At 71.6% G+C, this 19965-nt stretch carries 18 protein-coding genes; 12 read left to right on the top strand and 6 right to left on the bottom strand.

The features are described from left to right. Positions 1-88: 88 nt before the first annotated feature. The 4 genes from cs1 to ACGFRB_RS20125 all read right to left on the bottom strand — a co-directional run bounded on the left by cs1 (position 89) and on the right by ACGFRB_RS20125 (position 5454). Complete coding sequence (cs1, locus tag ACGFRB_RS20140; RefSeq protein ID WP_393244667.1) at positions 89-1066, bottom strand: clavaminate synthase Cs1; 978 nt, start codon at positions 1064-1066, stop codon at positions 89-91. A gap of 14 nt (positions 1067-1080) precedes the next feature. Next, positions 1081-2022: an agmatinase gene (gene speB / locus ACGFRB_RS20135; protein WP_363003617.1), complete on the bottom strand. Its 942-nt coding sequence runs from the start codon at positions 2020-2022 to the stop codon at positions 1081-1083. An 82-nt stretch (positions 2023-2104) separates the two neighbouring features. Next, complete coding sequence (locus tag ACGFRB_RS20130) at positions 2105-3730, bottom strand: asparagine synthase family protein (protein WP_393244665.1); 1626 nt, start codon at positions 3728-3730, stop codon at positions 2105-2107. 2 nt (positions 3731-3732) lie between these two features. Then, complete coding sequence (locus ACGFRB_RS20125) at positions 3733-5454, bottom strand: thiamine pyrophosphate-binding protein (RefSeq protein ID WP_363003622.1); 1722 nt, start codon at positions 5452-5454, stop codon at positions 3733-3735. Between the two features lie 670 nt (positions 5455-6124). Here ACGFRB_RS20125 and ACGFRB_RS20120 point away from each other — a divergent pair. The 8 genes from ACGFRB_RS20120 (at position 6125) to ACGFRB_RS20085 (ending at position 14463) form a co-directional block, all read left to right on the top strand. Next, positions 6125-7741, top strand: a complete 1617-nt coding sequence (locus tag ACGFRB_RS20120) for a penicillin-binding transpeptidase domain-containing protein (protein ID WP_393244663.1) — start codon at positions 6125-6127, stop codon at positions 7739-7741. Positions 7742-8147: 406 nt separating this feature from the next. Then, positions 8148-8942, top strand: a complete 795-nt coding sequence (locus tag ACGFRB_RS20115; protein WP_363003626.1) for a BTAD domain-containing putative transcriptional regulator — start codon at positions 8148-8150, stop codon at positions 8940-8942. A gap of 379 nt (positions 8943-9321) precedes the next feature. Then, positions 9322-10263 carry an MBL fold metallo-hydrolase gene (locus ACGFRB_RS20110; protein WP_363003628.1) on the top strand — a complete coding sequence of 314 codons (942 nt, stop codon included), beginning with the start codon at positions 9322-9324 and terminating at the stop codon, positions 10261-10263. Between the two features lie 188 nt (positions 10264-10451). Next, a complete protein-coding gene (locus ACGFRB_RS20105; RefSeq protein ID WP_393244660.1) occupies positions 10452-11021 on the top strand; it encodes a BLIP family protein in 570 nt (189 codons plus the stop codon). 148 nt (positions 11022-11169) lie between these two features. Further along, entirely contained in the window at positions 11170-11934 is a 765-nt protein-coding gene (locus ACGFRB_RS20100; protein ID WP_393244658.1) for an alpha/beta fold hydrolase, read from the top strand. Positions 11935-12107: 173 nt separating this feature from the next. Next, the gene (gene htpX / locus ACGFRB_RS20095) at positions 12108-13040 is read left to right on the top strand and encodes a zinc metalloprotease HtpX (RefSeq protein ID WP_363003634.1); all 933 of its coding nucleotides are present in this window, start codon (positions 12108-12110) and stop codon (positions 13038-13040) included. Between the two features lie 162 nt (positions 13041-13202). Continuing rightward, a complete protein-coding gene (locus tag ACGFRB_RS20090) occupies positions 13203-13829 on the top strand; it encodes a hypothetical protein (RefSeq protein WP_363003636.1) in 627 nt (208 codons plus the stop codon). A 145-nt stretch (positions 13830-13974) separates the two neighbouring features. Further along, positions 13975-14463, top strand: coding sequence for a DUF6344 domain-containing protein (locus tag ACGFRB_RS20085; protein ID WP_393244656.1), 489 nt, complete (start codon positions 13975-13977; stop codon positions 14461-14463). Between the two features lie 701 nt (positions 14464-15164). On the opposite strand, the gene ACGFRB_RS20080 is transcribed toward ACGFRB_RS20085, so the two are convergent. Next, the gene (locus ACGFRB_RS20080; protein ID WP_393244654.1) at positions 15165-15848 is read right to left on the bottom strand and encodes a DUF5324 family protein; all 684 of its coding nucleotides are present in this window, start codon (positions 15846-15848) and stop codon (positions 15165-15167) included. 169 nt (positions 15849-16017) lie between these two features. Between ACGFRB_RS20080 and ACGFRB_RS20075 the strand changes: the two genes are divergently transcribed. Together ACGFRB_RS20075 and ACGFRB_RS20070 are read left to right on the top strand one after the other, a co-directional pair. Further along, positions 16018-16545, top strand: coding sequence for a peptidylprolyl isomerase (locus tag ACGFRB_RS20075; RefSeq protein WP_363003642.1), 528 nt, complete (start codon positions 16018-16020; stop codon positions 16543-16545). Between the two features lie 222 nt (positions 16546-16767). Next, positions 16768-17634, top strand: coding sequence for a rhomboid family intramembrane serine protease (locus ACGFRB_RS20070; protein ID WP_363003644.1), 867 nt, complete (start codon positions 16768-16770; stop codon positions 17632-17634). A gap of 324 nt (positions 17635-17958) precedes the next feature. Here ACGFRB_RS20070 and crgA read toward each other — a convergent pair whose 3' ends face one another. Further along, entirely contained in the window at positions 17959-18216 is a 258-nt protein-coding gene (crgA, locus tag ACGFRB_RS20065; RefSeq protein WP_361227040.1) for a cell division protein CrgA, read from the bottom strand. 150 nt (positions 18217-18366) lie between these two features. Between crgA and ACGFRB_RS20060 the strand changes: the two genes are divergently transcribed. Further along, the gene (locus tag ACGFRB_RS20060) at positions 18367-19158 is read left to right on the top strand and encodes a DUF881 domain-containing protein (RefSeq protein ID WP_393244652.1); all 792 of its coding nucleotides are present in this window, start codon (positions 18367-18369) and stop codon (positions 19156-19158) included. 64 nt (positions 19159-19222) lie between these two features. Then, positions 19223-19930, top strand: coding sequence for a class E sortase (locus tag ACGFRB_RS20055; protein ID WP_363003649.1), 708 nt, complete (start codon positions 19223-19225; stop codon positions 19928-19930). Positions 19931-19965 lie beyond the last annotated feature (35 nt).

Here is a 19965-nt window from a genome sequence, read left to right as displayed (position 1 = left end):
GGGAGCCGCGAAGGGCCCCTGGAGCGGCCCCTGTTCAAGCTCCCGTCACGACTTCCGGTACGACTTCCGGTACGGCCTTCCGGTACGACTACCGGCGCGGCGAGAAGGCGACCACGTCGCCCGCCCGCTCGCCACCGGACAGCTGACCGTTCCGGTCGGTGCGGATGTAGACCCGGTGCAGCCACCGGTCCTTGCCGTCCCAGCGCGGGGTGAACGGCGTCCGCGCGTGCGTGGTACGGAAGTTGTCGATGATCAGCAGGTCGCCCGGGGTCAGCTTGACCGAGGTCGTCACGTCGTCCAGCGCCTTCGACAGGGCGGCCACGGCCTCCTGGTCGCGCGGGTCGTCCGGCGCGAGCAGCTCGCGGTCGTAGCCGAGGTACGGGTCCTCCGCGGGGCCGTACAGCGGCTTGACCAGGGCGATCGCACCCGGGTCCGGCACCCCGCCGCGGAAGGCCACGTCCACGCAGCACGGCATGGGCCGCTCGTGCAGCCGCGCCCGGGTCGCGTCGTCGAGCAGTTCCAGCGCCTTGCGGACCGAGCCGACCTGCGTCTCGGCACGGCGCTCGTGATCCGCCCGCGAGCAGGACAGCATCACGTAGTTGGGCTGGAGGACGTGGTACGCCATCTCCGTGTGGAACTCCAGCGTGGTCTCGGAGGTCTCCGAGGACAGGTAGTGCGCGCCGGGCGACGGGTACACGTCGTGGTAGACCGTGCCGGAGCGCAGCTCCTGGTAGCCGGTGTGCAGCCCGAGGCGGCGGCCGGCCAGCGCCAGCATCGCCTCCATCACCAGCAGGGGGCGGTCGAGGGGAGCGGGGGTCGAGGTCGGGGTGACGGGCAGCTCGGAGTCGTCCACCGGCAGCCCGCGCAGCAGCAGGTAGCCATCGTGGTTGCCCTGGGCGTTGAACGAGTCGAGGGCGTCGGCGATCTCCCCCGGCAGTTCAGCGGACAGGGTCTTCGCCTCCTCCAGGAAGCCGTACAGATCCTCGCGCGGCACCCGGGGGAGCCTGCTCGCGAGCGCGCGCAGCTCCTTCCCGAAGGGGGTGCAGTCGATGACCGGAGAAGCCATGACGTCGGGTCTCCTTACTTCTGGATGCGGTGGGCGCGGGCGTACTGGTAGAGCAGCTCCGCGCCGATTTCGGTCGCGACGACCGAGGTGATCCCGGCGTGGTCGTAGAGCGGGGACACCTCCATGACGTCGAAGCCGACCGGTTTGAGGTCGCCGACGCAGCGCAGCAGCCCGAGCACCTCACGGGAGCTGAGCCCGCCCGGGCAAGGGGTGCCGGTGCCGGGGGCGAAGGCCGGGTCGAGGACGTCCACGTCGACGGAGACGTACACCGGCCGGCCCTCGACCCGCTCCCGGATCAGGTCGGCGGTCCCACGCACGCCCAGCTCCCCGAACTCGTCGGTGGTCACCACGCGTACGCCGTGGCCTCGGGCGTAGTCGAGCGAGTCCGGCTTCGGGTTGTGACCGCGGATGCCGATCTGCACCATCGCCTGGGGATCGATCAGCTTCTCGTCGATCCCGTGCCTGAACGGGGTGCCGTGGTGGTAACGGCCGCCGTAGAACGCCGGGTTGGTGTCGGAGTGCGCGTCCAGGTGCACCACCGCCACCGGGCCGTGCTGTTCGGCGACCGCGCGCAGCGCGGCCACCGTCAGCGAGTGGTCGCCGCCCAGCATCAGGAAGGCCGCGTTGGCCTTCAGCAGCTCGGACAGGTGCCGCTGGGCCGTGTCGATCGCGATGTTCATGTCGAACGGGGTGAGGTCCATGTCCCCGGCGTCGACACAGTTGATCAGATCGAAGGTGCCGGGGCCCCGGTCGATGCCGACGCCGTGGATCAGCCCCGACTCGCCCCGGATCGCCCTCGGGCCGAACCGGGCGCCCGGACGGTAGCTGGTGCCGCCGTCGTACGGGGCGCCGATGACCACCACGTCGTAGCCGCGCGGGTCCGGCTCGTGGGGCAGCCGCATGAAGGTGGGGATCTGGGCGTAGCGGGGTGAGACGTGCGAGTCGATGCGCTCCACGGTCAGCTCCCCTTCTCGGTGTGGAGGATGGAGGTGGGGGCGGAGGCCGGGGCCGTAGCCGAGGCCGGCTTGGCATATGCCGTCATGACGTCTCCCGGCCGGCCCGGGCGACCACGGCCCGCACCACCTCGGCGGTGCTCACCTCGGACGGATGCCGGCCCGCGACCACGGTCAGCTCGAACAGCTCGCGCACCACGGCCCGCTTCGTCTCCCGCATCGCCTCCTCGGCGACACCGTGCTCCGCGAGCAGCCGGGAGAACGACGAGGTGGTGCCCGAGCCCTCGTGCACCCCGAGCTTGGGCCGGTGGACGGTCTCCTCGGGCAGCGCGTCCGCGAGCGCCTCCCGCAGCACCCACTTGTCCCGCCCGTACCGGCGCTTGAGCCCGGCCTCCAGCGGGACGAGCAGATCGAGCACGTCGCGGTCCCAGTACGGATGGGTCGTCCAGTGGCCGCCGAGCGCGGACAGCACCGGGGACATCTCGTTCAGACCGTCGAAGGTGGCCATGTCGAAGGCCACCGCCGTGTCCAGGTTCGGCAGCCGGTCCTCGCGGTGCATGCCCGCGAGCGGGATGTCCGCGCCGTACCCGGTGAGGATCCGGCGGGGCGGACCGCCGAGCGCCCGGTAGAGGGCGGTCAGCGGCAGCAGGTACTCGATGATGTCCGGGTCCACCGACTCCGCCGCCCACACCGCGTACGGCAGCTGCGCCAGCAGATCGGCCGTCGGCACGGTGATCTCGCGGTGCCGGGTGCCGAGGTGGTCGACCACGGCGCGGGCCTCGGCGAACTCGTCGGAGGTGTCGGTGCCCATGGAGACCGTGTCGAGCGTGCCGGCCGCCTTGTGCGCGCAGGCCGCGACGCTGGAGGAGTCGATGCCGCCGGACAGCACCACCAGCGGGGTGTCCCCGTCGGCGACGCGGGTGGCGACCGCCTTCTCCAGGGCGGCGCGTACGGCCGCCACCGCCTCCTCCTCCGGCACGATCCGCCGGGAGTGGGCGGGCTCCCAGGTGCGGTGGGCCGCAAGGGCCCCGGACTCGGGGCGGATCTCCCACCAAGTGCCCGCCGGGACCTGGTGGACGTACGGGAGGCCCGGAACCGGACGTCCCTCGGGCAGCGCGAGACCCGGTGCCGGAGGGTTCCCGGCGCCCGGGGCCAGGGTCTTGGCCTCGGTGGCGGCGGTGACCTCACCAGGCGCCACGCGCGCGTAGAGCGGCACCGAGCCCGCGTGATCGGTGGCGAGCAGCACCCGCGCGTCCTCGCCGGTCCCGGTACGGACGACGGCCGCGAAGCGCCCGTTGAGCAGCCGGAACGCGTGCGGACCGTAGCGGCGCAGCAGGGCCAGGAGCAGTGCCGCGTCGGTGTCCGGCACCGGCTCGGAGGCCGGCAGTACGGAACGCAGCGCGGTGCGGTCGTACAGCTCGCCGGCCAGCAGGACGGCGGTGGCGGTGCGCTCGTCCCGCGCGAGCGCGCCTTCGGGCGCGACGTCCGGGTGGTGCACCAGGGTCGCGGTCAGGGACAGCCCGTCCAGGGTTCCGGCGGGGGGCGATCCGGCGGGGGACGACCCCTGCGGGGACGGCCCCGACGACGGGCGGACATCGATGTCGGTACGGCTGCCGAGGGCGGCGAACGCCGCGCCGGGAACCCGGCCCCCGCCGCTGAAGCGGACGGAGGCCAGGAATCCGACGGCAGCCGGGAAACCCGGCGTCCTCATGCTCAGATGCTCAGGGCGCCGAAGCCGCCCGGCTGGAAGTCGTAGTTGACCGGGACCTCGATGAGGAACGGACGGCCGAGCTCCGCGCCCTTGCGCAGCGCGGCCAGCAGCTCCTGGCGGTCGGTCGCGCGGGTCGCGTCGACACCGTTCGCCTCGGCGAGCGCGACGAAGTCGACCCCGGTGAACTTCACGGCCGGGTCGTGGCTGCGGTGGTGACCGATGTTCTGGTAGAGCTCGATCAGACCGTTGGTGTCGTTGTTGACGACGACCGTCACGATCGGCAGGCCGAGCCGGGCGATGGTCTCCAGGTCGGCGCTGTTGGAGTGGAAGCCGCCGTCACCCGCGATGAGGAAGGTCGGCTGGCCCGGGCGGGCCATCTGGGCGCCCATCGCGGCCGGGATGCCGTAGCCGAAGCTGGAGCAGCCGGCCGAGGTGAGGAAGCCGAAGGGCTGGTCGGCGCGGGCGAACAGCACGCCGTAGTGACGGAAGAAGCCGATGTCGGAGACGATCGTGCCCTCGCCGGGCTCTGCGGCCTCCTCCATGACGGTGTTCATCGCGTCGATGACCTGGTGCACGCGCATGCCGTCGTCGTAGTTCTCCGGGTCGGCGAGGAACTCCGCGACCCGCTCGCGCAGCGGGGTGATGTCGTGCCGGTCCTTGGCCGCGACGGTGGCCGTCGCCGCGTCGAGGTGCTCGACGAACGCCAGCACGTCGGTGACGACGTCCACGTCCGGCCGGTACACGCGCGGGATCGGGTTGGGGGTGGGGGAGACGCGGACGGTCTTCTTCGCGCCGCCCTTCTGCCACATCGACGGCCGCAGGTCCTCGGCGTAGTCGTAGCCGACGGTGAGGACGAGGTCCACCGGGGCGAAGAGGGTGTCGAGGGCCGGGAAGTCGAGGATGCCGTCCATGTAGCCGGTGACGGCGCCGTAGTTGAGCTCGTGGCCGTGCGGCAGGACGCCCTTGGCGATGTAGGTGGTGATGACCGGGATGTTCAGCCGCTCGGCCAGGGCGCGCAGCGCGGGCACCGCGCCGGAGCGGATGGCGGCGGCGCCGACCACCAGGACGGGGTGCTCGGCACCCCTCAGCAGCTCGGCGGCCTCGTCGGCGGCCTGCTGCCAGCCGTCGGCCATCGCGCCGACCGGCTTGGCGGGGGTGCGGGCCGGCGGGGCCGGCACCGAGGTGTCGATGCCCTCGGCGGAGCCGAGGAGGTCGACGGGGAGCGAGATGAACGAGGGACCGACCGGCTCGGTCATCGAGGCGCTCACCGCGGAGTCCACCAGGTCGGTGATCTCGTGCGGACGCTGGAGCTCCACGGCGTACTTCGCCATCGGCGCGATGATCGACACCGAGTCGAGGCACTGGTGGGTGTCGTTCGGGAAGATGTCGTGCGACTCCGACTGGGCGGCCAGCGCGATGACGGGCGAGCGGTCCAGCATGGAGGTGGCGATGCCGGTGGAGAGGTTGGTCATGCCGGGGCCGAGAGTGGCCCAGCAGGCCTGGGGACGGCCGGTGATACGGGCGAGCACGTCGGCGGCGACGCCGGCCGTGAACTCGTGCCGGGTGAGGACGAAGTCGATTCCCTCGACCTCGTCGAAGAGGATCGACGCGGCCTCGCGGCCCACGACCCCGAACACCGTGTCCACGCCGTGGTCGCGCAGCCGGGAAAGCAGCGCGTGGGCGGCGGTGGGCTCGGTGCCGGGGCCGGTCGAAACTCGGGACATGGGCGTCTCCAGACAGTCCGTCGGGTGTGCGGTGCCGCCACCCTGACCGGGCCTTCTCTTCTCGGACTCTCCCGGATGTATCGGAAGGAGGAAGCGGAGAGAGGGGCGAGAGCAGGGGGCCGCCGAAGCTCTCGCGCGAGGGCGGTCCCGGAGGTGAACGGCGGTCCAACGGCCGGCGAACGGCGGACCGGACAAGGGCGCGGCCGGGGCCGGGAACAGGCGGTTCGTCCGAGGGAGGCGCGGGGCGGTCCGGCGTGGACGGATTCCAGGTCCGCTAAACGGAACCTTTTACCGGGTATCCCCTGCGGGTTCCGATCAGGACAGATCTTGGCCTGATCGGAACCTGTAAGGGGCGATATTTTTCGCCTGCCTCCCCTGTTTCTCGGCCAGTTGTGTGTCCGCCTTTGACGTGGTGTAGGGGTCCCGAAGGGGTTCGCCGGGCGGGGGAGTTGTTTGAATCATGCCCCTCCGCGTAAACCTCGGCATGGTTTGTCGAGTTTGTCCGTCTCCTTTTTCCCCAACGCGAACAGATGTCCTGATCGGCACGTGAGGTGTGGCGCGTGGAGGGAAGCTGTTTAACCTCGGACACATGACGCACTCTCGCAGTCCAGGCGATTTATCGCCCTCCCGTCGCCGGCGCTCCCGCGGCCCCCTGGCCGTCGGGACCGTCGTGGCGCTCGCCGTCCTGGGCGGCGGCGGTTACTGGGGATACACCACCCTGACCGGCGATGACGGCGGCTCGGGCGACCCCGAGGTGGAGGAGGCGGCGAAAGCGCTGACCACCTTCCTCGACGCCTGGGCGGCGGGTGACGCCAAGCGGGCCGGATCGCTCACCGACACCCCGGACAATGCCGAGTCCTTGATCAAATCCGTGATGACCAACCTCAAGCCGTCGAAGACGCTGATCGAGGCCGGCCGGGGGGAGCGGAAAGCGGAAGCGGGAATCACCTTTCCGTTTACCGTGAAAATGATCATTCCGGGAGCCGGCGACTACTCCTGGAAGTCGAAGGCCACCGTCCTCGAAGCGAAGGGAGCCAAGAGCTCCGGGGCCGCCGGTGATCAGCGGGCGGGCGGAAAGTGGCAGGTGGAATTCAATACCTCCATGATCAATCCGGCCATGGTCCCGGGACAGACCCTCGCCCTCAAGTCCCAGGAGCGGGCCGCGATCCTGGATGCCAACGGCGAGGAACTGCGCGCCGGATCCGTCGTCGGGGTCGTCGATCCCAAGAGCGGCAAGGGCGTCTCCGGTCTGGAGGGGCGCTACGACAAGCAGCTCTCCGGCGGCGCGGGCCACGCCAAGTCGGTCGTCGTGGTGGACCGCAACTCCGGCTCGGTGGTCAAGAACCTGACCGGGAAGGGCGAGGCGAAGGGCACCCCGGTCCGTACGACCATCGACCCCCGGGTGCAGGAAGCGGCCGCCGCCGCCCTGGAAGGCGTGGAGAAGAACGCGGCCATCGTCGCGATCGACCCCTCCAACGGGCACATCCTCGCGGCCGCGAACCGGCCCGGTGGGATGAACCGTGCCCTGGAGGGCCGCTATCCGCCCGGCTCCACCTTCAAGGTGGTGACCGCGACCGCCCTGCTCCAGGAGGGCATGAAGCCCTCCGACCGCGCGGACTGCCCCAAGTTCGCCCATGTCAACGGACAGCAGTTCGAGAACCAGGACCAGTTCGTGCTGCCCGCGGGCTCCACCTTCCGGGACAGCTTCGCCCACTCCTGCAACACCTTCTTCGTCAACTCCCGCGCCAAGCTGCCCAAGGAGGGCCTCCACGACGCCGCCGCGGCCTACGGCATCGGCGGGAACTGGGACGTCGGCACCATCACGTACGACGGCAGCGTCCCCGTCTCCACCAGCGACAACGACAAGGCCGCCAGCACCATCGGACAGGCGCGCGTCGAGGCGTCCCCGCTGGTGATGGCCTCCATCGCGGCCACCGTGAAGCACGGCACCTTCCAGCAGCCGGTCCTCGTGCCCGACGCCGTGAAGAAGCGGTACGAGGCGCCCACCCGGCTGGACCAGGGGGTTCTCGACTCGCTGCGCGACATGATGCGCGCGACGGTCACCGAGGGCGCGGGCAAGGCCCTGCGCGGTCTGTCCGGCGAACCGCACGCCAAGACGGGCACGGCCGAGTTCGGCTCCGAGACCCCGCCGCGTACGCACGCCTGGATGATCGGCTACCAGGGCGACCGCGAACTCGCCTGGTCGGTGCTGCTGGAGGACGGCGGCTCCGGCGGCCGGGACGCCGGACCCATCGCGGCGAAGTTCCTGCGGAACCTGACGGGGTGATATCCGGACGAATCTCTTCCGCCGTGCGGCCCCGGCCCGACCGGGGCACGGCAGCCCCCCTGCCCCTTCCCGGGCTCCCCCCTCTCTCTTCCACTCCCTCCCCCCCTTCCCGTCCCTCGTTTCCCGCCCGCTTCTCTCGTCCTGCCCTCGCCCTCTCCTCATCTCCCTCTTCCGGCACCATTCCCCAGGCACCACCACCCCCGGCGCCATTCCCCCGGCGTCACCACTCCCGGTGCCATTCCCGGTGCCACTCCCGGCACCACCCCCAGGCACCACTTCTCGCACCAGACCGGCACGACCTGCGTACGACTGGACGACAGTCAGCAGCAGTTGCTCCAGAAACACTCCCCTGCCGTGCCCCGACTCCTCCTCCGGGCACGGCACACCCCCGACGGGAGACATTCGCATGAGTTCTTGGAACAACGTGACGATCCGGCTCCTCGGCCCCGTGGCCCTGGTCCAGGACGGCCTACCGGTCCCGATGCAGGGACAGCGACAGCGACGATTCCTCGCTTCCGTGGCGCTGCGCGCCGGGCAGGTCGTCTCCAAGGAGACGATCAGCGAGGACTCCTGGGACGGCGAGCCGCCGCTCACCGTCTCCGGCCAGCTCCAGACCTCGGCCTGGATGATCCGCAAGGTGCTCACCCAGGCCGGCCTGCCCCGTGACGTCCTCGGCTCGCACGACCGGGGCTACGAACTGAGAGCGCCCCTGGAAGCCATCGACCTCTTCATGTTCCGCGATCTCGTGCGCACCGCGCGCGAACTCCATCTGCGGGGCAAGCACCACGAAGCGGCCCAACGGCTCGATACCGGGCTCGCCCTCTGGCGGGGCCCGGCCCTCGCCGACGTCACCTCCTCCCGGCTCCGGCTCCAGGCCGAGGTGCTGGAGGAGGAACGGACCTCGGCGGTCGAGCTGTACGCCCAGACCGACCTCGGCCTCGGGCGGTTCACCCAGGCGATCAGCCGCCTCAACGGGCTGATCCACCGCGATCCCTTCCGCGAGGACCTCTACGCCGACCTCATGAAGGCCTATTACGCGGAGGGCCGCCAGGCCGACGCCGTCCAGGTCTTCCACCAGGCGAAGAAGCTGTTGCGCGAGCAGATCGGGATCAACCCCGGTGCCCCGATGACCAAGGTGATGCAGGCCATCCTGCGCCAGGACGAACGTTTCCTCCGTGCCGCCATTCCCGGGGGCTATTGACCCGCGTCCGGATGGCGTGAAACGGGCCGTCCGTCCCGTCTCCTCCCTTACGTTCGCCCTGGTTCGAGACGATCATCAGGGCAAGGCGAGGGCGGCGGCGGTGGCCGGACGGCAGACACGGGAAACAGCACGGCAAGCGGTACAAGCGGTACAAGCGGTACGGCAAGCGGCACGGCAGGCAGGTCCCGGGCCTGGTGCGGGATCCGGGTCCGGTCCGGGATCCGTTCCCGGCCTGGGATCCGGGCCTGGTCCGGGGGCCGGTCCGGCTCCCGGATCTGGTTTCGGCCCGGGGCCCGGTCCCGTTTCCGGGGCCCGGGGTACGCGGCCGGCCGGCCGGCGGTCGGTGCTCAAGGGAGTTCTCGCGGCCTCGGGTGCCGCCGTGGCCGGAACGGGGGCCGCCGCGCCCCCGGCGACGGGACGCGGCGGCCCCTTCTCCACCCCCGTCCGGCTGCGCTGGCTCGGCGTCGCCGGCTGGGAGATCGTCATCGGCGGCGACCGCAGCATTCTCTTCGACCCGTATCTGAGCCGGATGCCCTGCTGGGACCGCTCGGGCGGGCTCGACCCCCGGCTCCCGCTGCGCCAGGACCGGGCCGTGGTGGAACGGGTGGCCGACGTCCATCTGGCAGGCCCGCCCGAACTCGTCCTCGTCAGCCACGGCCACTTCGACCACCTGGCGGACGTCCCGCAGCTGCTGGCCCGCCCGGACTGGCGGCGGGCCCGGATCCGTACCGTCTGCGACGAGACCGTCCGCCATCTGCTCACCGCCCTCGGCACCCCGCCCACCCGGGTCGCCGACGTCATCCAGGTCACCGGCGGCGAATACCTGCAGTTCGACGGCTACACGGTCGAGGTCTTCCGCAGTCTGCACAGCCAGTTGCCCGACCACGGCTACTTCGCCCCCGGCCGGCTGATCGCCGCGCCGGACCGCCGCCCGGACGCCCTCGGCGACCTCGTCGAGGGCGACACCCTCGCCTTCCAGGTGTCCGTCGACGGCGGTCCGCGCATCCTGCTCATGGGGGCGGGCAACTTCGTCGAGCGCGAACTGTCCGGCATCCGGCCGGACATCGCGCTGGTCCCGATGACGTCCCACGCGGCCGTCCACCGCTATGTCGAGCGGCTGCTGCGTGCCACGGGTCATCCGCCCCTGCTGATCCCCACCCACCACGACGACCTGACCACCCCGCTCGGCCTCGCCGTGACCGGGTCCACGGCGGCCGGCTCCCCGGCGGCCCGGGAACTGTCCCGGCGGGCCCCGGCCGGCTCACGGATCCTCGACCCCCGGCATCTGGAGGCGGTGGACGTCGACACCGTCCTCGGCTGACCGCCCGCTGTTCTCGCTGTTGCTGCCGCCGCCGCCGCTGTTTCGAGTGGCGGCGGAGATCCCGGGGAGAGCGCCGCCCGCCACGATGGCCGGGCCGGTGGTCGATGGGGATCACCGGTGGGGCACGGGGAGAGGGAGGACGCGGGATGCGGACGCCGGCGAGGACGGCGCGGAGCTTACGGACGGCGGTGGCGAGCGCCGCGGCGAGCGCGGCGGCACTCGGCACGGTGCTCGCCGGTGCGACGGGGGCCGAGGCGCGTACGGACGAGGCCTTCTTCACGGCGGAGAAGTACGCCGCGGTGGCGTTCGGTACGAGCAAGGCGAATGTGTGGCAGCAGCTCGGCGGCCCGCAGTCGCCGAAGCCCGGATCGTCCGTCGGCTGGTGCACGGATGGCGGCACGTACATCCAGTGCTTCGCGAAGTCCGACGACTACGCGCCGTACGGCACCTTCTCGTTCGACAAGAACGGCAAGTTGTACAGCAAGCACCACGAATTCCTGTACGAGCCGAAGACGCCGTCGATCACCCTCGCCCAGTTCAACCAGGTGAAACTGGGGATGACCGAGGCGCAGCTGTGGTCGTACGTGTCACCCGACTCGTGTGTGCAGAGCGAGGAGGAGTACCCGAACTGGCCCGCTACGACCGGGCATGAAGTGGGCTACTTCTGCCGGCAGGAACCGTACGTCGGCGGGTCGAACGCGAGGTTCATGCTGACCGACGGCGCCATCACCGCCAAGTATCAGTACTACCTCACCTGACCACCCGCCCGATGGCCCGGCCGGGCCGGTGATCCGCCGATCTGTTGATCCGCCCGGCCTGGCCCGGTTACCGGGACCAGCACATCCGTTCGCAACCCATGGGTACGCTCCTTCTCCGCACCCACCAGGACCTCAGGGGGAACAAGCCGTGCGCAACGCCATCGTGACGTCCGAGGGCGACCGGATCCGCTGGGTCGAGCTGCCGGGCCGGGAGCCGGTCCGCGTCTACGTCCATGGGCTGGGCGCCACCTCGCCCGCCTACTTCACCGGTACCGCCGTCCACCCGCTCCTCGCCGGACACCGCTCCCTCCTGATCGACCTGCTCGGCCACGGCCACAGCGACCGGCCGACGAGCTTCGGCTACACCCTGGAGGATCACGCCGACGCCCTCGCCGCGGCGCTCACCGCCGCCGACGTCAGCGGCGCCGAGCTGATCGCGCACAGCATGGGCGGTTCCGTGGCCATCGTCCTGGCCTCCCGGCACCCGCACCTGGTGTCCCGGCTCGTTCTGGTCGACGCCAACCTCGACCCGCTCCCGCGCGTGCCCGGGGCCGCCGGCAGCAGCGGTATCGCCGCGTACACCGAGGAGGAGTTCCTGGACGGCGGCTGGGCCGAGGTACGCGACCGGGTCGGCGCCCACTGGTGGTCCACCATGCGCCTGGCCGGCCGCGAGGCCCTGCACCGCAGCGCCACGCACCTCGTCGCCGGGACCGTTCCCACCATGCGCGAGCTGCTGCTCGACCTGAAGATCCCCCGGACCTTCCTGCTGCCCGAGGCCGACGGGCCGCTCCCGGGCGCCGACGAGCTGCGCGCCGCCGGGGTGTCCGTCGTGGCGATCCGGGATTGCGGGCACAACATCATGCTCGACAACCCGCGGGACTTCGCGCACGCCACCGCCGACGCGCTCGCGTAGCGACGGCGGAGCCCGCCCTCGGCCCCCGACCCCGGCCCCCGTTCCGCAAGCGGACGAATCCGTGCCCTGAACCTCTCTGACCTGCCAAGACGTCCACCAGGGCGGTTTGTCGCGTACGGGGCGGAGCGGGCGCACACTGGCAGGAGGGGGCAGGCTCGGAAGAGGTGCTCGGTATGGCCAGGACACCGGGGACGACCGGACGCGGCGCGCACTCGCGCTACGCCCCGGACCGGGGACTCTCGACCCGGATGGCGACGACGATGTTCCTGATCGGACTGCTGTACGTGGTCTTCGTCGGCGTCCTGATGGTGCTGCTGCGCGGCTCCTGGCCGCTGATCCTGCTGGTCGCGGGCGGGCTGTTCATCGCGCAGTTCTGGTTCAGCGACAAGATCGCCGCCCGGGGCATGGGCGCCCGCGAGGTCACCCGGGAGGAGGCGCCCGAACTGCACGGCACCGTGGACCGGATCTGCGCGCTCGCCGACATGCCCAAGCCGAAGGTGGCGATCTCGAACAGCGACGTGCCCAACGCCTTCGCCACTGGGCGGGGCGAGAAGACGGCGCTGGTCTGCGTCACCACCGGACTGCTGCGCCGCCTCGGGCCACAGGAGCTGGAAGGCGTCCTCGCGCACGAGATGTCGCATGTGGCCCACCGCGATGTCGCGGTGATGACGATCGCCTCGTTCCTCGGCGTGCTCGCCGGCATGATGACCCGCGTCGCGCTCTACAGCGGCCTCGGCCGGGGCCGCGACCCCGGTACAGCCGCCGTCATGGTCCTCGTCCCGTTGGTCAGCGGCGCGGTCTACGTACTGAGCTTCCTGCTGACCCGGGTGCTCTCCCGCTACCGCGAACTGGCCGCGGACCGGGCCGCCGCACTGCTCACCGGCCGGCCGTCGGCGCTCGCCTCCGCGCTCACCAAGGTGACCGGCGACATGTCCCGGATCCCGACCCAGGACCTGCGCAAGGCGGAGCCGTACAACGCCTTCTGGTTCGCGCCCGCCTTCTCCTCGAAGGAGAGCCTGAGCCGGCTGCTGGCCACCCACCCCACCCTGGAGCAGCGGCTCGACCAGCTCGCCCGGATCTCGGCGCAGCTCGGCGAGGCGGCCTGATCCGCCACGAGGCATATGCCGCCCCGATGCCGCCCTGACGGCCCCGCGATCCCCCTGCCCGGCTCCGGACGGACGGACGGACAGACGGACGGATGGACTGACTGACTGACTGACGGAGACGACCCACCCCCACCCCACCCGACGCGAGCGAAAGCAGGGCCCATGGGACTCCTCGACACCATCCTCGGGCGCAGCAAGCCGGTCCGGCCCGATCTCGACCGGCTGTTCGCGCTTCCGGGCGCCGCGCTCACCCTGGAGGCGGGCACCGGTTACGTGCCGACCGGGGCTGGGTCCGTCTGTTTCGCGGGAGTGGAGGGCGGGGCGTTCACCCGGCTGAAGGAGGACGTACGGCAGCTGCTCGACGTGGACGAACGGCTGGGGGCCGCGCCGGTCGCGTTCAGCCAGGACGCGTACGGCTACACCTGGCTCGCCGCCCGCCGCTCCGCCGACGACCTGATCACGCTGGTCAACGATCTGCACGCGGTCAACAGCCTGCTGGAGGAGGCCGGCTTCGGGCCCCAGTTGCTCTGCTCCCTGACCGTGTTCCACGCGGAGGGTACCGAGCGCGGGGGCAGCCCGCTCGGCCACGACCTGGCCCTCGTCTACCTCTACAAACGCGGCACCTTCTACCCCTTCGCCCCCCGCTCCGACGGTACGGAGTCCCGGAACAACACCCTGGAGTTGCAGGTCAGAGGGCTGCTGGCGGGGGACCTCGCGATGGAGCCGGAGCTGGAACGCTGGTTCCCCGTCTGGGGCGCCCCAGGGCTGGGCGAGGCGGACCGGGACTGAGCCGGTCGGGTGGTGTTCATCAGAAGAACTGCGCGGCAACGGCGTCGTTCCGGATATTCCGGCTGCGCGTCCCCATGATGAGGGACGTACGAAAAACACGCAATTCGGAATGAACCATCCGAGAACGTCCCGAAAGTGAGGGGTCATGGCCGCTGCCAAGCAGTTCTGGACCGCCTTCGTCTCCGTCCTCTTCGCCCTCCTCGCCTCCCTGGGCCTCGCCACCCCCGCCACCGCGCGCGGCGAGCAGCCGGCCCCCACGGGCGACCGCGCCTCCGGCACGCCCGCCACCGTCTCCGGTGCCCGCTCCGCGGCGGCCGGACCGGCGGCCGAGTCGCCCGGCGGATCCACACCCGGGTCCGCGCCGGCATCCGGCTCCGGGTCCGTACGCGTCCCCGCCCAGCGGACCGCCTCCACGCACGCGTACTCCGGCGCCAAGAAGGCTCTGCCACCCACCCTCAAGCAGCGCATCCGCGCCGAGGCGCACGGCTCCTCCCCCTCCGTCCGCCATCTGCGGGCCGATGTCCACGCCCCGGTCAGCGCCGATCTGGCCCGTCTGACCGACCAGACCGAGGAGACGAGCCCGGCGCCCGCGACGCGCAACGCGAACGCGGCGAAGTCCGCGACGGCCGCGTAGGGCAGGGCGGTGTTCTCTCCGCCCCGCCCCGCTTCGGACGACGCCCGCACACATGCGCGGCCCGGCGGTCCACGGCCCCGGGGACACGCCCCACGGCTCGCGGTTCACGCCTTCCGGTTCCCGCCCGTCTCGCGCTTCACCCCTTCGGCTGACGCGCACCGGCCGGCGCACCCCGCCTCATCCGACGGTTCGGCCCCTTCGCCGTACGCGTCGCACTCCTCGTACACGTCGCACGCGTCGCGGTCTTCGTACCCGTCGCACGCGGCCCGCTCGCACAGCCGGCGCGATCCACGCCTCCCGGTCCGTGCCCTCCCGCTGACGAGTTCCGGCCTCCGGCCCACGGCCTTCAGACCTACGGACTCCCGGCCCACAGCCCCACGGCACGCAGCCGCAGAGCTCACAGCTCCACGGCCGACAGCCTCACCGTCCACAACCTCCCGGCCCGCAGCTCCACGGCACGCGGCCGCAGAGCCCGCAGCCCTCCAGCCGACGGCCCCACGGCACTTCGCCACACGGCACCCGGCCCCACGCACCACCACCCCCAGCGGCTCGCGCGCACGAAGCGCCGCGGCAGGGGCGACGCCGGCGGCCGTACGCACCATCGCCCCGTGCCACCCGTACCACCCCCGCCACTCGCACTACCCGCGGCCCACGCCTCCGGCACCGGCACCGCCTTCGGCACCGGCATCGGTCCCCGTCGTTCAGCGGCGCCTCTCGTCGCGTGCCCGGTCCTCCGCCTCCGCCGCGGCCCTGGCCTTCTCGACCCGCGTCTCCAGATCGGTCCCCTCCTCCGCGTCCCTCTCGTCCACATCGGTGGGCGCCGGCGGCTCGACCAGCCAGTCGGGGTTGGCCTGCGCGTCCCACCACCGCCAGGCGGCGTAGACGCCGCCGGCCAGCAGACTCAGGATCAGTACGCGTTTGGCGAAGCGCCCGGTACAGGCCCGGCGCTCGTTCTTCCGCACGATCCGCTCGATGTCCTTCGGCGTCACCTGCCCGCGCAGTGCGGCCAGGGCGGCGGCCGAACGCGACCCGGCCTCCTCCAGGACGGGACCGGTCGCGGCGACCGCGTGCTCGACACGCGGGACGGTGTAGTCGGTCGCCTGCCGGGCGGCCTTGCGGGTCATGGCCAGCGCACGCTGCGCGGCCTCGTCGACCTGCGGCGGTACATGCGGTGCGACCAGTGCGGCGTACTGCTGACGCGCCTGAGTACGGGCCTGCGAAGCGGCCCATGAGACCGTCGGGGCGAGCTTTTCGCGTGCCCCCCGGGCGGTGCACCGCCCGTAGTGGACGGCCTGATCCGCGTACGGCGCCACCGCGTCCGCGGCGTGCAGGACGCTCTCCTTCGCCGAATCCTTCGCGGCGCGCACGCTGTCCATGCGGTTCACGGGATCCCTCCTCGATCATCCTCGGTGGCAGTCGGTTTTCGCCTATCCATCCCTTTCGGAATCATGCATGTCCGTCCGCGCTCCGGCATGCGGGGCGGGCATCCGGGGCATGCGGGCATGCGAGGATGCCGACCGACCAGGATGCCGAAGCAGTGGAGGACGACGGGCCGTGGCCGGACAGCAGTACGCGACGCTGAAGACCAGCAAGGGGGACATCGAGGTCCGGCTGATGCCGTTCCACGCCCCGAAGACGGTCCGGAACTTCACCGAGCTCGCCCGGGGCGAGCGCGAGTGGACGCACCCGGCGACGGGCGAGGTGTCCACGGCCCCGCTCTACGACGGGACGGTCTTCCACCGGGTGATCAAGGGCTTCATGATCCAGGGCGGCGACCCGCTCGGGAACGGCACGGGCAACCCGGGCTACGAGTTCGCCGACGAGTTCCACCCCGAGCTGTTCTTCGACCGGCCCTACCTGCTCGCCATGGCCAACGCCGGCCCGAACACCAACGGCTCGCAGTTCTTCATCACGGTTGGCGCGGCCACCTGGCTCAACCGCAAGCACACGATCTTCGGCGAGGTCGTCGGCGCGGAGAGCAAGAAGGTCGTGGACGCGATCGCCGCCCTGGAGACCAACCCGCGCACCGAGCGCCCGGTCGAGGATGTCGTCCTGCACACGGTGGTCGTCGAAACCCGCTGATCGATACCCGCTGATCGATACCCGCTGATCGAAACCCGCTGATCGCGACGCGCTGATCGAGACGCGCCGATCGCCACCCACCGGCCGAAACCCGCTGATCAGCGGCGCGCAGGAACCTTGAGCCCCGCCCGTCCGTCAGGAGGAGGGCGGGGTGGCGCGCGGGCCCGGTCCGCCACGCCCCGCACGCCCGCACCCGTACCACCCGCCCTCGGGAGGACCCTCATGGACGTGCAGTCCGGTCTGCCGCGCTGCTCCCGGCACCCCGATGTCGAGACCGGCATCCGCTGCACCCGCTGCGAGCAGCCGGTCTGTCCGTCGTGCATGATCCCGGCGTCCGTCGGTTTCCAGTGCCCGGACTGCGTCAGGGGCGGCTCCGGCACCGGGCACGCCCCCGGCGCGAATCAGCCGAGGACGCTCGTCGGCGGTCGGCTGCGGACGGACGGCCGGGCGGTCACCAAGGTCCTCATGGCGGTCAACCTCGCCCTGTTCCTGGCGGTGCACACGGCCGGCGACCGGCTGGTGGACCGGCTGGACCTGATCGGGCACGCGTACTACCCGGTGCTCGGCGAGGTCGTGGGCGTCGCCGAGGGCGAGTGGTACCGGCTGTTCACCTCGATGTTCCTGCACCAGGACCTGGTCCACTTCCTCTTCAACATGATGGGGCTGTGGGTGATCGGCGGGATCGTCGAACCGGAGCTGGGGCGCGGCCGCTTCGCCGCGCTCTCGCTGCTGTCCGGCCTCTCCGGCTCGGCCCTGGTCTATCTCCTCGCCCCGCCGAACCAGCCCTCGCTCGGTGCCTCCGGGATGGTCTACGGCCTGCTCGGCGCGTGGGCGGTGCTGGCCCGGTACCGGCGTTCCGACATGCGGCCCGTCGTCGTCTTCCTGGGCCTGAACCTGCTCATCACGTTCACCCGGCCGGACATCTCCTGGGAGGCGCACGTCGGCGGCCTGGTGGCGGGCGTCCTGCTGACGGCCGCCATGGTGTACGCGCCCCGGGCCCGGCGGGAGTTCGTCCAGTACGGGGCGTGCGCGCTGGTGCTGCTGAGCGTCCTGGGGATGGTGCTGGTCCGCACGGCCGCCCTCCTCTGAGGGCGCCGGGCGGTCCGCGAGCGGCCCCGAGCGGCCCCGAGCGGCCCGGGGAAACGTGCGCGGGGATACGCTGCGGCGCAAGCTTTCCCCAGAGTTATCCACAGTGTGTGGCGACGGGGTTACTTTGATCGGGACATGCCTGAGCCCCTCGTCTCTGACCAGCAGTGATGCCTCAGAGGCGAGGGGCTTTGGCGTGTTCACAGTCAGGGGTGGCCGGGCATCCCGCAGTCGTACCGGCGTCAACCTGGTGTGAGTTATCCACAGATCTTCGTAAGTTATCCAGTGCTGTGCACAACACTGTGGATAACTATGTGGTGGGAAGTGTCACTTCCACTGCGTGGAGACACCGAAGCCGGCGGCGATGAAGCCGAAACCGACCACGATGTTCCAGTTCTTGATCGACTGGACCGGCAGCGTGCCGTCGGTGACATAGAAGACCACGATCCACACCAGGCCGATGGCGAACAGCGCCAGCATCACCGGGGCCACCCAGCTGCGGTTGGTCAGCTTGATGGTCGCGGCCTGCTTCGCGGCGGGCGGCGGCGTGTAGTCGGCCTTCTTGCGGATCCGTGACTTCGGCACGAGGGACTCTCCTGTCGATGCGCTGCGTGACCGCGCAGGGGACTGTGACGGGCGCCGGCGGAACGTACGGAAGCGACGAAGCGGACCGCGGCGTCCCCCGGGCGTCCGTTAGCGTAGTGGTTCCGCGGCACCGAAGGGGATCAGGGTACGTTGAGCAATTCAGCCGACACTCCCGCCGGCACCTCCGCCGGCGCTCCCGCGAGGCCGGGACGAAGCCTCAGGTGGCGCCCGGTCCGCGTGCTGACCGCCGCCGTCTTCGCGCTCGCCGGGCTGATCTTCGTGACCAGCTTCAACACCGCCAAGGGCACCAACCTCCGCACCGACGCCTCCCTGCTGCGGCTCTCCGACCTGATCGAGGAACGCAGCCACAAGAACGCCGGCCTCGACGAGTCCGCCGCCGCCCTGCGCCGCCAGGTCGACTCCCTGGCCGCACGCGACGACGGCTCCGGCGGAGCCCAGGACAAGCGCCTCGGCGCCCTGGAGGGCGCCGCCGGAACCTCCGAGATCTCCGGCACCGGTCTGACGGTCACCCTCAACGACGCCCCGCCGAACGCCCAGGCCGCCCCCGGCTACCCCGAGCCGCAGGCCAACGACCTGGTCATCCACCAGCAGGACCTCCAGGCCGTCGTCAACGCCCTGTGGCAGGGCGGCGCCCAGGGCATCGAGGTCATGGACCAGCGGCTCATCTCCACCAGCGCCGTGCGCTGCGTCGGCAACACCCTGATCCTCCAGGGCCGCGTCTACTCCCCGCCCTACAAGATCACCGCCGTAGGCGACCGGGAACGGCTGAACAAGGCCCTCGCCGACTCCCCCGCGATCCAGAACTACCGGCTGTACGTGAAGGCGTACGGACTCGGCTGGAAAGTCGACGAGCACAAGGCGATGACTCTGCCCGGCTACTCGGGCACAGTGGACCTCCACTACGCGAAGCCCGTGAGCTGACGGCGCCGCCCGGCCGGCCTTCCGGCCGCCCGCCCCGCCCCGGGCCGCCCGCCCGGGAGGTCCTGTGACAGCCCGCCTGGTGATCCGCGCCCTCAGTGAGCTGTGCGTCACCGCCGGCGCCCTGATCGTGCTCTTCGTCGGCTACCTCCTGTACTGGACGGGCGTCCAGGCCGACGGCGCCGTCGCCGGACGGCTCGACGGCCTCCAGCGGGAATGGGCGGACCGCCCCCTCGCCCCCGACCCCGGACCCGCGCCCGCGCCCACTCCCGACGCGCCGACGGCCCCGGCCCCCGCCCCGTACGCCGACGGCAAGGGATTCGCCGTCATGTACGTCCCCCGGTTCGGCCGCGACTGGGAGTGGCCCGTCCTGGAGGGCACCCGGCCCGGAGTCCTCGCCGAGGGCCTCGGCCACTACCCCGCCACCGCCCGCCTCGGCCAGACCGGCAACTTCTCCGTCGCCGGCCACCGCCGCACCCACGGCGACCCCTTCAAGGACGTCCCCCGGCTGCGCCCCGGCGACGCCGTCGTCCTGACCGACGGCACGACCTGGTTCACGTACCGCGTCGACCGCGCCCCGTACCGGACCGTCCCCACCGACACCGGAGTCGTCGATCCGGTCCCTGGGAAATCCGGCTTCACCGGCCCCGGCCGCTATCTCACCCTCACCACCTGCGACCCCGAATGGGGCAGCAGTCACCGGCTGGTGGTCTGGGCCCGTCTGGACGCCACCAGGCCGGTCTCGGACGGTCGGCCACGGGCTTTGGACAGCTGACCCCCGAGCGCCCCCGCGACCCGTACTCTGGTCCC

Source organism: Streptomyces sp. NPDC048718, from assembly GCF_043198875.1.
Lineage (GTDB): Bacteria > Actinomycetota > Actinomycetes > Streptomycetales > Streptomycetaceae > Streptomyces.
The sequence above is the reverse complement of the archived record's forward strand: the minus strand, read 5'-3'. Positions and strand labels throughout refer to the sequence as shown.